At 73.7% G+C, this 11826-nt stretch carries 10 protein-coding genes; 6 read left to right on the top strand and 4 right to left on the bottom strand.

The window, feature by feature from the left end:
- Positions 1-98: 98 nt before the first annotated feature.
- Positions 99-602 carry a GNAT family N-acetyltransferase gene (locus ACFU0Y_RS13850; protein ID WP_380215111.1) on the bottom strand — a complete coding sequence of 168 codons (504 nt, stop codon included), beginning with the start codon at positions 600-602 and terminating at the stop codon, positions 99-101.
- Positions 603-904: 302 nt separating this feature from the next.
- Between ACFU0Y_RS13850 and ACFU0Y_RS13845 the strand changes: the two genes are divergently transcribed.
- From ACFU0Y_RS13845 to ACFU0Y_RS13835, 3 genes are all read left to right on the top strand, one after another.
- On the top strand, positions 905-1228 hold the full coding sequence (locus ACFU0Y_RS13845) for a DUF6504 family protein (protein ID WP_380215110.1): 324 nt from the start codon (positions 905-907) through the stop codon (positions 1226-1228).
- Between the two features lie 83 nt (positions 1229-1311).
- Entirely contained in the window at positions 1312-2151 is an 840-nt protein-coding gene (locus ACFU0Y_RS13840) for a fumarylacetoacetate hydrolase family protein (RefSeq protein ID WP_380215109.1), read from the top strand.
- Positions 2152-2287: 136 nt separating this feature from the next.
- The gene (locus tag ACFU0Y_RS13835; protein WP_380215108.1) at positions 2288-3256 is read left to right on the top strand and encodes a TIGR03885 family FMN-dependent LLM class oxidoreductase; all 969 of its coding nucleotides are present in this window, start codon (positions 2288-2290) and stop codon (positions 3254-3256) included.
- A 29-nt stretch (positions 3257-3285) separates the two neighbouring features.
- On the opposite strand, the gene ACFU0Y_RS13830 is transcribed toward ACFU0Y_RS13835, so the two are convergent.
- On the bottom strand, positions 3286-3858 hold the full coding sequence (locus ACFU0Y_RS13830) for an MOSC domain-containing protein (RefSeq protein WP_380215107.1): 573 nt from the start codon (positions 3856-3858) through the stop codon (positions 3286-3288).
- Between the two features lie 263 nt (positions 3859-4121).
- Between ACFU0Y_RS13830 and ACFU0Y_RS13825 the strand changes: the two genes are divergently transcribed.
- Positions 4122-4697: a hypothetical protein gene (locus ACFU0Y_RS13825; RefSeq protein WP_380215106.1), complete on the top strand. Its 576-nt coding sequence runs from the start codon at positions 4122-4124 to the stop codon at positions 4695-4697.
- Between the two features lie 26 nt (positions 4698-4723).
- Here ACFU0Y_RS13825 and ACFU0Y_RS13820 read toward each other — a convergent pair whose 3' ends face one another.
- Both ACFU0Y_RS13820 and ACFU0Y_RS13815 read right to left on the bottom strand, forming a co-directional pair.
- Entirely contained in the window at positions 4724-5821 is a 1098-nt protein-coding gene (locus tag ACFU0Y_RS13820; protein WP_380215105.1) for a tartrate dehydrogenase, read from the bottom strand.
- Between the two features lie 127 nt (positions 5822-5948).
- Positions 5949-6851, bottom strand: a complete 903-nt coding sequence (locus ACFU0Y_RS13815) for a LysR family transcriptional regulator (protein WP_380215104.1) — start codon at positions 6849-6851, stop codon at positions 5949-5951.
- Positions 6852-7152: 301 nt separating this feature from the next.
- Between ACFU0Y_RS13815 and ACFU0Y_RS13810 the strand changes: the two genes are divergently transcribed.
- Complete coding sequence (locus tag ACFU0Y_RS13810) at positions 7153-10566, top strand: DNA polymerase III subunit alpha (protein ID WP_380215103.1); 3414 nt, start codon at positions 7153-7155, stop codon at positions 10564-10566.
- Between the two features lie 185 nt (positions 10567-10751).
- Complete coding sequence (locus ACFU0Y_RS13805; protein ID WP_380215102.1) at positions 10752-11780, top strand: DUF2382 domain-containing protein; 1029 nt, start codon at positions 10752-10754, stop codon at positions 11778-11780.
- Positions 11781-11826 lie beyond the last annotated feature (46 nt).

Below are 11826 nucleotides of genomic sequence, written 5' to 3'. Positions count from 1 at the left end.
CACGTGCTCGCCGTCTTCACCGGGACGACCCGGGACCGCCGACCTCTTCTCCGGCGTCCCCGGGACCGGAGCGCCCGGGCCCGGGGTTCCCGCCGGGCTCAGACGTAGTCCGTCTCGGGGACCCAGCGGTTGAAGTCCAGCGTCAGGTAGAGCGCGAGCGCAGCCGCGTTGTCCTCGTCGATCCGCAGGCAGACCTGGTCGTAGCCGTTGTCGTAGAGGGTGCTCATGGCGCAGCGCACGAGCTGCTCGGCCAGGCCCTGGCGGCGGCGGGACGCCGCCGTGAACAGCTCGAAGATGTAGGGGGCGTCGGGGAAGTCGTCGCCCAGGCGCCGGCCCAGCACGAGCGCGGCGGCCACCACGGTCCCGTCGTCGTCGACCACCACCGGGGAGGCGTCGGGAAGAAAGGGGCCGTACTCCCCGTCGAAGACCCCGCGGATCACCTGGCGGGCCTCCTCCAGGCTCGAGACCCCTCCCTGCTCGTAGGAGGAGTAGTAGAGCTGGGCGAGGTTCTCGGCGTCCTCCGGATCGGCCGGACGCAGGGTCACCGCGGGCTTCCGGGTGTTCGCCGCGGTGTGGGCGATCAGCGTGATGGTTCCGGTCATGGAAGGCCTCCGTGAGGTCGACGCCGGCTGCTCCGGCGGGGCGGACGAGGGACAGGGGACGTCCGGGCGGGCCGCGCAGGGCAGGCCCTCCGTGCCTTCAGCGTATCCATTTCGCTGGGCTTGTCCATGCTTCTCCTTCCCTGGTCACAAAAGTGAACGAAGGGCTCTGATCAGGGATGATGGGCGAACACCTGTTCCGTTCTTCTTCCTCTCGGGGTTAGCGTGTCGTACAGATGTTCTAGCTTCCAGGGGACAGGGCGCACCGCGGGACGGGCGCCGGGCCGAGGGAGAGAGGAGCCGTCGTGGGTTTCCTGACGGAGAGCGTCGACGTGGACTGCGACACGGACGGGGTGCCGGTGGGCGTGCGCTGGCGCGGACGGAACTACCTGGTGGCCCACGACCCCGTGCGCTGGTACGAGCGCCGCGCCTGGTGGTCCGAGGACGCGCGGCTGCCCCGGGACCGCGGGATCGGGGCGGTGGACCAGCAGATGTGGCGGGTCCAGGTCCAGCTGAACGCCCGCTCCGAGCTGCTGACCCTGGAGCTGGTCCACACCCTCGACACCGGGCGCTGGCGGCTGCTCGCCGCCACGAGCGCCTCGGGGATCCGGGTGGTGCGCTGTGCGTAGCTCCTCCGCCGTGCACGGGCCCACGGGGGTGCATAGGATCGTCGGTGGAGACCGACCGCACCGCAGAACGTGAGGGAGCACCCGTGAGACTCGGCACCGTGCGACGCGACGGCAGCACCCAGGCCTTCCGGCAGGAGGACGGGCGCACCGCCTACCTGCCCGTCCCCGACGTGGGGGCTCTCCTCGCCGGGGGCGACCTGCGGCTGCCGGGGGAGCCGGGCCCCGCGCCGGCCCCGGAGGACCTGGCGACCCCCGTCCTGCGCCCGGGCAAGATCCTGTGCGCCGGGCTGAACTTCTACGACCACGCGGAGGAGGTCGGCCAGGAGATCCCGCAGCACCCCACCATCTTCGCGAAGTACGCCACCGCGCTCATCGGCCCCACCGACCCCATCGCCATGCCGGAGGAGTCCGAGAAGATCGACTGGGAGGCCGAGCTCACCGCGGTGATCGGCGCCCCCCTGCGCCACGCCACCCTCGACCAGGCGAGGGCCGCGATCGCCGGGTACACGATCATGAACGACATCTCCGTGCGGGACTGGCAGGGCCGGACCTCCGAGTGGTTCCAGGGCAAGAACTTCGACCGCACCACCCCGGTGGGCCCCGTGGTGGTGACCTCGGACGAGGTGGACCCCGAGGCGGGACTGGCGATCCGCTGCACCGTGGACGGCGTGCGGCACCAGGACTCCGGCACCGACCGGATGATCTTCTCCGCCGTGCAGCTGGTCGAGTACCTCAGCCGGTTCCTCACGCTCGAGCCCGGGGACCTCGTGGCCTGCGGCACCCCTGCCGGCGTGGGCCTGGCCAAGAAGCCCCGCCGGATCTGGCTGCGCGACGGCCAGGAGGTCGTCACCGAGATCGAGGGCATCGGCGAGCTGCGCAACCTCTGCACCCCCGCCGAGGACCTCCGGGCGGCGGGCGGCTGAGCGGGCCGCGGTGCCCGGCCCCGCTCGTTCCCCGCTCCTCGTCCCCGCTGTCCCGAGTCCGCTATTTCGAGCTCACTGTCCCGCTTCCACTGTCCCGGATCCACTGTCCTGTTCCCGCCTTCGACCGGAGGACCCCATGGCGACGATCGGCTTCCACGCCTCCCACGAGCAGATCCCTCCCGAGCAGCTGCTGCGCGACGTCGGGCACGCCCAGCAGGCCGGCTTCCGCGCCGCCATGTGCTCGGACCACCTCGAGCCGTGGTCGCCGCACCAGGGGCACTCCGGGTTCGCCCTGTCCTGGCTGGGCGCCGCCCTGGCCACCACGGACCTGCCCTTCGGCTTCGTGCACGCCCCCGGCCGGCGCTACCACCCCGTGGTCACCGCCCAGGCCACGGCCACCCTCGCCCGCATGTTCCCCGGCCGGATCTGGACCGCCCTGGGCAGCGGGCAGAAGCTCAACGAGCGGGCCGTGGCCCCGGACTGGCCGGCCAAGGAGCAGCGGCAGCAGTTCCTCGAAGGCGCCTTCGACGTCGTCCGCCGGCTGCACGCGGGCGAGGAGGTCTCCTGCCGCGAGCCGTTCCACGCCGACCGTGCCCGGGTCTGGGACCCGCCGGAGGTCCCGCCCGCCCTGCTCGTCGCCGCGCTCACCCCGACGACGGTCCGCCGCTTCGCCCCCGTGGCCGACGGGTTCATCACCGTCCAGCAGCCCCTGGAGGACCTGCGCCGGATGCTCGACGCCTGGCGCGAGGCCGGCGGCACCGGGAGGGCCGCACTGCAGGTGCACCTGAGCTGGGCACCGTCCCCGGACCAGGCCCGGGCGTTCGCCCGCGACCAGTGGCGGACCAACGTGTTCGACCCCGTGACCATGGCCGAGCTCGCCTCGCCCCAGGACTATCTGCGCAAGGCGGTCCAGGAGGACGTGGACGACGAGCAGATCGCCGGGGCGGTCAACGTCTCCGCCGACCTCGGCCGGCACGCCCAGTGGCTGCACGAGTACGCCGAGCTCGGCTTCGACGAGATCTACCTGCACCACGTGGGACAGGAGCAGGGCCGCTTCCTCGACGCCTTCGGGGAGACGGTGCTGCCCCAGCTGGTCCAGGCCTGACCCGGCACCGCCGGCGCCCCGTGAGCGCGCTACGGCAAACGGGACGGGCGGCGCAGCACGGCCGCGCCGGCCCGTTCCGGCTCGAGCGGGACGGGGCTGTGCAGCACGGCGGGCCCGCGGTGCAGATCGCCGGTGGACAGCGGACGGCAGCGCAGGCCCCCTCGTCCCCGCATGGCGGCGTGCGCGCCCGGCGCCAGGACCCGGTCCATCCAGGCGCAGGGATGGGCGGGCCGCCCGCCCAGCAGCCGCACGAGAGCACCCCGGGACTCCAGCGCGAACTCCTCGCCCAGCAGCGGGGCCAGCTGGGCGCCCCGGAGGACCACGTTGCGCCGGGTCAGGAGCGGGTCGAAGGGCGCCGTGCCCAGGTCCGCCGCCATGGCCTCGAGCGCCTCGACGGCGAGCAGGGTGACGGCGGCGTCCATGTGCGCGGCCTTGCCGAAGAACCGGTCGCCCACCACGCCCTTGCCGGCCACCAGCTCGACCCGCTCGGCGTCGGTGGTGGGGACGTCCGCGGCGCCGTCCCGGGCGCGCCCGAAGTAGGCGTGCGCGGGGGACACGAGCAGGTGCAGGATCTCCACGTCGTACCGGTGGGTCCCCGTCATGTCCCACGTCCCTCCGTCGTCGCGGCCGCCGCTCCGGCGCCGCTGGACCGCTCCCGTGCTGCCGCCGGGCCCCAGCATAGGCGGGGCGGAGAGTTGTGCGGACCCCTCCGCCGGAGCACCCGTCCCCGTGGCGTGGGCGAGGCGCCCCGAGCTTGTCCCCTTTACGGATGCACATCTAGTGCCCGGAGGTGCGCACGGGCCAGAATGGCGGCGACGGAGGACTGCCGCGGCGCACCGCGGCCCGGGCCAAGGAGGGAGGCCGTGTGTCCGCCAGACGCTCCACCCGGCGATGGGACCGGCTGGCCGGGCCGGCAGGGTCGGCGGTCGTCGTCCTGCTGCTGGTCCAGCTCCTCCTCCGGGGTGTGGTCTCCGTGGCGCAGCTGGCGCTGGGTGCGGCGGTGCTCGTCGTCGTCGCGCTGGTGCTCGGACAGCGGTTCGTCGTCCCCAGGCTGGGGCACCGGCCACCGAGGCGGCCCCGCATCACCACGACCCGTGTCTGGACGTGTCCGCTGCCCCCGGAAGAGACCCTCGAGCGGATCCGCACGGCGTTCGAGGACCTCGCTCCGGCGGTCCGCTCCGCGGAGGGCTGCGTGGAGGTGCCGGTGGGCTCGGACGCCGCCTTCCGCCGGCGCGGGACGGGCTCCGAGTTCGGGTGGCGGGCCCTGCCCCTGCTGGCGACCTTCCGGATCGCCCCCAGTGACCGAGGGTCCGAGGTCGCGGCCGAGGTGCGCGACGACCTGGGATGGTACCCCCAGGATCCCGGCCGGCTCGTGGAGGACGAGATCAACCGCCGCAGCGCCGCCCTGATCGAGCGGGCCATCTGCGCCACCGGCCGGTGACCGCCGCACCCGGGACGCCCGGACGCTCAGGCGGAGGTCAGCGAGGTGGCCAGGGCCTCGACGATCGCCTCGGTGACCTCGCTCGTGCCGGCGGTGCCGCCGATGTCGCGGGTGAGGTGCCCTGCGGCGGTGGTGGCCTCGATCTCGGCCTCGAGGCGGCGCGCCTCGTCGTGCAGGCCGAAGTGCTCGAGCATCAGGGCGGCGCTGGCGATGGTGCCGATCGGGTTGGCGATGCCCTGCCCGGCGATGTCGGGGGCCGAGCCGTGGACGGGCTCGAACATGGACGGGAACCGGCGCTCCGGGTTCAGGTTCGCGCTGGCAGCCAGGCCGAGGCTGCCGGCCAGCGCGGAGCCGAGGTCGGAGAGGATGTCGGCGTTGAGGTTGGAGGCCACCACCACCGAGAGCTCCTCGGGGTGCAGGACGAACTTGGCGCTCATCGCGTCCACCAGCACGGACTCCGTGGCCACGTCGGGGTAGTCGGCGGCGACCCGGGCGAAGACCTCGTCCCACAGCACCATGCCGTACTGCTGGGCGTTGGACTTGGTCACGCTGGAGACCTTCCGGACCGTGCGGGTCCGGGCGAGGTCGAAGGCGAAGCGGATGATCCGCTCGCAGCCCTTCTCGGTGAACAGCGAGGACTGGATCGCGACCTCGTTGCCGGGCCCGCGCCCGGCGAGGTTGCGCCCGCCGAGACCGGCGTACTCGCCCTCGCTGTTCTCCCGGACCACGACCCAGTCCAGCTCGGTGTCATCGGCCGTGCGCAGCGGCGAGGCCACCCCGGGGAGGAAGCGCACGGGGCGGATGTTGGCCCACTGGTCGAAGTTCTGGGTGATGTTCAGCCGCAGGCCCCACAGGCTCACGTGGTCGGGGACGTTCTCCCAGCCCACGGCGCCGAAGAAGATGGCGTCGAAGTCCTCGAGGGTCCTCAGCCCGTCGGCGGGCATCATCACCCCGTGCTCGGCGTAGTACGCGCTGCCCCAGGGGAACTCGGTCCACTCGAAGGAGAACGCCCCGCCCGACTGCTCGGCCATCGCGTCCAGGACCGTCCGGCCGGCGGCGACGACCTCCTGGCCCACGCCGTCGGCGGGGATCGAGGCGATCCTGAAGACCTGGTGCTCGGCCATGGTGGTGCTCTCCTTCTCGAGTGCTCTTGCCCGTTGTCCGCATCGCATCGCGGTGTCAGGTTCCAGTAGAGCGCCTGAGCCTCGACAAGGTCCAAGACCCAGTTCGCATGCCCTGAAGAGGTGATCCCTATGGGATGGGGGAGCGGTCCACCGCGTGCCGCGCGGCGACGGCCAGGAACGCGCGGGCGGCCGGGGTCCGGTGCGCGGGGCGGCTGAGCACGGCCACGTGCAGCACGGTCACCGGCTCGATCCGCACGACGCGCAGCCCCAGCTGCTGTGCCATCGGGGTCCAGGACGAGGGCATCACCGCGTGCCCGACCCCGGCCAGGACCAGGGGCAGCACCGAGGTGCGGTGGGCGACCTCGGCGGCGATCTCGACCGGCACCCCGCCGGCCAGGGCGTCGTCGACCAGTCGCCGCATCAGCGAGCCCCGCTGGGAGACCACCACCCGGTGCCCGGCCAGGTCCTCCCGCCCGACGGCCGCGCCGTCGCCGAAGGTGTCCGCCTGCGGGTTCACGATCAGCACCAGCGGGTGCTGCTGCAGGTGGCCCACCTCGACCTCGGCGGAGCGGAACGGGCGCTCCGAGCCCAGGACCCCGATCTCGGCGCTCCCGGTGCGCACGGCCTCGGCCACCTCCTCGGGGGTGAAGGCGGCGCCCACGCTGACCGTCACCGCCGGGTGGGCCCGGGTGTACGCGGAGATCATCGAGGTCAGCGGTTCGACGCCGGGGGAGGGCATGGCCACCACGTCCAGGCGGCCGCTGCGCACCCCGCGCAGATCATCGACGGCGGCCCGGGCGGCCTCCAGGTCCCGGACCACCGCCCGGGCCGGGCCCACCAGCTCCTGACCGGCCTCGCTGAGCACCACCCGCCGGCCGATCCGGTGGAACAGCGGCACCCCCAGTTCACGCTCGAGGCCCTTGATCGTCTGTGACAGCGAGGGCTGGGCGATGAGCAGCTGCTCCGCCGCCCGGGTGAACCCGCCGTGGTCCACCACGGCCAGGAAGTACGTCAGCTGCCGGACGTCCATCGTCGTCTCCTCCTGCGTCCGGACCGCGGGACCACCGGGCCGGCCGTCCCGTCCTGCCGTGGGACCGCGCCCGCGCGGCGACCGACCGCTCCCGGAGCGCCGTTCCCGTCGATCCTGTCGGTGGTGCAGGACACAACATGCCACAGAAGCGCCCGGACCTCTCCGGCCCGTCCGGCCGCCGGCCCCTTCGGTGCGGTGACCACCAGGCAGCGCACCGGGCCGCAGCGCAGGGACAGGCCGGTGCGAGGCGCTCGGCGGTTTGCAATTGACTTAATGTTCGAACACGTATTCGAATGGGGGTGTGAGCTTTCCGCACCTGCACGTCGCCACCGCCTTCAGCGCCCACTTCGGGGTGAGCCGGCCCGCCGCCCTGGTGGCCGCCGCCGCGGCGGACGGCGCAGAGGTGCTCGCCTGCACGGACCGGGACGGGCTCTACGGTGCGGTCAAGCACCTCGGCGCGTGCCGGGAGCACGGCATCGACCCCGTCCTGGGGGTCGACCTCGCCCTGCTGACCCCCGGGCGCGAGCGTGCCCTCGGCCGCGTGGTGGTCCTGGCGGCCGGCGGCACCGACGGGGCGGGCTACGCCGCCCTGTGCCGGCTCGTCTCCACCGCCCACGCCACGGAGGGTCGGCCCGGGGCGACCGCCGCCGAGATCGCGGCCTCCGCACGCTCGCCCCGGCACGAGGACCCGGTCCTGACCGTGCTGCTCGGACCCGCGTCCGACGTCGGACAGGAGCTCGCGGCCCGCCGCTACCGCACCGGGCGCGCCGCCCTGGACCGGTGGCGCTCCCTGCTGCCCGCGCCGGCGCTCGCCGTGGAGGTGGTCTCCCACCTCGCCGCCCCCGGCACGGCGTGCAGCACCTCCCACGCGGCCCGGATGCTGCGGGCCGCCCTCGAAGCGGGGCTCACGCCCGTGCTGACCAACGCGGTGCGCTACGCCACCCCCGCCGAGGCCGCCACCGCCGACGTCCTCGACGCCGCTCGCGCCCTCACCCCGCTCGAGACCCTCGGCGCGCGCACCGGCCACGCGCCCGGCGGCCGAGGAGGCGGCCGAGGAAGCGGCAGGGGAGGAGGCGCCGGACGGCCCGGGGACGCCCGGCGGGCGACGGTCCCGGAACCGCTGCAGCCCAACGGCCAGGGCTGGCTCAAGTCCGCCCCGCAGATGCGCGCGCTCGCCGCGGAGATCGCCCGGGCCGCGGACCTCGGCGCCGCCGGCGCCGAGGCCCTGCTGGCGGGCACCCGGCGGGTGGCCGACCGGTGCCGGCTGGACCCGGTCGCCGACTGCGGCTGGGGGCGCCCGGTGGTGCCCGAGGCCTCCGTGCTGGGGCTGGACCGGCCGGCGCCCGCGGAGCTGCGGGCCCGGTGCGAGGCGGGGCTGGGGCGCCGCTACCCGGGTCGCCGCGCCACGCGGGCCGTGCGGGACCGGCTGGCGCAGGAGCTGGGGGTGATCGAGGACCTCGGCTTCGCGTCCTACTTCCTCACGGTGGCCGAGGTCTCCGCGATGATCGGGGAGATGGGGGTCCGGCACGCCGCCCGCGGCTCGGGGGTGTCCTCGCTCGTCAACTATCTGCTCGACGTCTCCCAGGTGGACCCGCTCGAGCACGAGCTGCTGTTCGAGCGCTTCCTCTCCAACGACCGCTCGACCCTCCCGGACATCGACATCGACGTCGAGTCGGCCGAGCGCCACCGCGTCTACCGACGGATCTTCGAGCGCTTCGGCCCCGAGCGGGTGAGCCTCATGAGCATGCAGAACGCCTACCGGGCCCGCGGCGCGGTCCGGGACGCCGGGCTGGCGCTCGGCATCGACCCCGAGACCGTGGACGGTGCCGCCAAGCAGCTCTGGCACCTGCCGGCCTCGGCGCTGCGGGAGACCATCGCCCGCCAGCCGGAGCTGCGGGAGTTCGCCGAGCAGGTCGCCCAGGAGAAGCAGCTCGACCTCCTCGTGGACCTCACCGAGCGCCTGGACCGGCTGCCCCGGCACATCTCCATGCACCCGTGCGGGGTGATCCTGGGGGATCTGAGCCTCCTGGACCGCACTCCGGTGCAGTCCAGCGGGACGGGGATGCCCATGAGCCAGTTCGACAAGCACGACATGGACCCGATGGGCATGCTCAAGCTCGACATCCTCGGCGTGCGGATGCAGTCGGCGCTGGCCCACGCCGTCGACGAGGTGGCCCGCGCCCACCCCGGCCGGCCCCGCCTGGACCTCGAGGCGATCCCCGTGGACGACGAGAGGACCTTCGAGCTCATCCGCTCCACCCACACCCTGGGCTGCTTCCAGATCGAGTCCCCGGGCCAGCGCGAACTCATCGGCAAGATGGCGCCCACGAGCGTCCGGGACCTCATCGTGGACATCTCCCTGTTCCGCCCCGGCCCCATGCACTCGGACATGGTCCGCCCCTACCTGGAGCACCGCCACGGCTGGTCCGCGCCCGTCTCGATCCACCCGGCCCTCGACCCGATCCTCGCCGAGACCCACGGAGTGACCGTCTTCCACGAGCAGGTCCTGCGGATCCTCGACACCTTCACCGGCTGCGGCCTCGCCCGGGCCGACGAGCTGCGCCGCCGGCTGGGCTCCGAGCGCCAGCTCGAGGTGGAGGAGTTCTTCCGGGAGCAGGCCCGCGCGCGGGACTACCCGCTGGACGTCGTGGACCGGGTCTGGGCGACCCTGGCGGCGTTCGGCTCGTTCGGCTTCTGCAAGGCCCACGGCGCGGCGTTCGCGGTGCCCACCTACCAGTCCGCGTGGTTGAAGGCCCACCACCCGGAGGCGTTCCTCGCGGGGCTGTGGGAGCACGACCCCGGGATGTACCCCAAGCGCCTGCTGGTGGGGGAGGCGCGGCGGATGGGCATCCCCGTCCTGCCCGTGGACGTCAACCGCTCCGACGAGCACTACCGCGTGGAACGGCTCGACGACGACTCCGAGCGCCTGGGCGTGCGCCTGGCCCTCACCGGGATCCACGGGGTCTCGCAGGCCGAGGTCCGCCGGATCGTGGCCGGTCAGCCCTACGCCTCGCTCGCCGACCTGCGGCAGCGGGCCCACCCGGCCCGGCGGACCCTCGAGCGCCTCGCCGCCGTCGGGGCCTTCGACGGCCTGCTGCGCCGCTCCGGCGGCGCCGCCTCCCGCGCCGACCTGGTGCACGCCCTGCGGGCCCGGGCGGACAGCAGCCGTCCCGCCCGGCCGGCCGGGGAGGTCCAGGGGCAGCTGGCCCTCCCGCTCGGGGACCTCGAGCTGCGCGCCCTGCCCGCGGAGCGTCCCGAGCCGACCCGGGCCGAGAAGGTCCGCACCGAGCTGGACCTGCTCGCGGTGGACGTCTCGGCGCACCTGCTGGAGAGCTGGGCGCCCCTGCTCCGCGAGCTCGGGGTCACGCCGGCGGAGCGGTTGCTGGAGCTGCGCAACCGGTCCGAGGTGCTCGTGGCGGGGGTGCGGGTCTCGACCATGACACCTCCCCTGCGCAGCGGCCGGCGGGTGGTCTTCGTCAGCCTCGACGACGGCACGGGCACGGTGGACTGCGCCTTCTTCTCCGACGCCCAGGCCCGTTCGGGACAGCACCTGTTCGGCACGCGGATGCTGCTGGTGCGGGGGCGGACGCGGCGCACCGGACCCCGCGGGATCAGTCTCAGCGCGGACCAGGCGTGGGACCTCGGCGACCCGGGGACCCCGGCGGCCGTGCGCGCCGCGGCCCCGCCGGACCTCCGGGCGGCCGGGGCAGGATGAGCCCGGGGGCCGCCCGGAGCCAGGGGTTTCACTCTCGGTGAATCCATTGGCCCGTGCACTGATTGCCAGTATGGTTACTAATAGCAGCGGACGAGCTGCACCCCCGCCCTCCCCGGCGGAGATCGTCCGCGGCGAGCCCCCGCCCAGGGGAGCCCGTTGCCCCGCAGAATAGAGAAGGAGTTCTCATGGCTACGTACGACGTCAACGCCCTGCTCTCGGCCACCGCCTACGGTTCGGACGGCGACAAGATCGGCAAGGTCGAGCAGGTCTTCCTGGACGACAACACGGAAGAGGTCACCTTCGTGACCGTCAACACCGGTCTGTTCGGCACCAAGGAGAGCTTCGTCCCGGTCGACGGGGCGCAGCAGGACGGCGACCGCTTCGTCCTTCCGTACACCAAGGACGTCGTCAAGGACGCCCCGAACGTGGACGCGGACCAGCACCTCTCCCCGGCCGAGGAGGAGGAGATCTACCGCTACTACAAGATGAACTACTCCGGCGCCGACGCCGGCGACCGTGACCTCGCCGATCGTGACCGCACCGCAGGTGTCACCGACCGTGACGAGCGCTACCCCGCCGAGACCGACCGCAACGCCGTCCCGGGTGCCGACGCCGCCTCCACCACCGGCACCGCCGGCTACCCCGAGAACGACGGGTACGCCGACCGCGACCGCACCGACCGCAACAGCACGGCCGGCATCGCCGACGTCGACCGCGACGCCCGGGACCGCGACCTCAGCGACCGCGACCGCACGGCCGGCACCGCCGACCGCGACCTCACCGACCGTGCCGACAACGGCGTGGTCCGTCACGAGGAGCAGCTGCACGTCGGCAAGGAGCAGCGCGAGACCGGCCGTGCCCGTCTGCGCAAGTACGTGGTCACGGAGAACGAGACCGTGGACGTGCCCCTCGAGCGCGAAGAGGTCCGCGTCGAGCGCACCCCGCTGAGCGGCACCGAGGCCACCTCCGGCACCATCGGCGAGGAGGACGTCGAGGTGACCCTCCACGAGGAGCGCCCCGTCGTCGCCAAGGAGACCGTGGGTGTCGAGAAGGTCGGTCTCGAGAAGGAGACCGTCCGCGACACCGAGCGCGTCGACGCCGACGTCCGCAAGGAGCAGGTCGAGGTCGAGACCGACGCCGACCGCGGCACCGGCCTCACCGACCGCGACCGCGGCACCGGCCTCACCGACGACGATCGCCGCGACCGCATCTGATCGCACCCGATCGACCCCGGGCCCCCGTCACCGTTCCGGTGACGGG

The sequence above is a fragment of the Kocuria sp. NPDC057446 genome (genome assembly GCF_042802875.1).
Classification (GTDB): domain Bacteria; phylum Actinomycetota; class Actinomycetes; order Actinomycetales; family Micrococcaceae; genus Kocuria.
The sequence above is the reverse complement of the archived record's forward strand: the minus strand, read 5'-3'. Positions and strand labels throughout refer to the sequence as shown.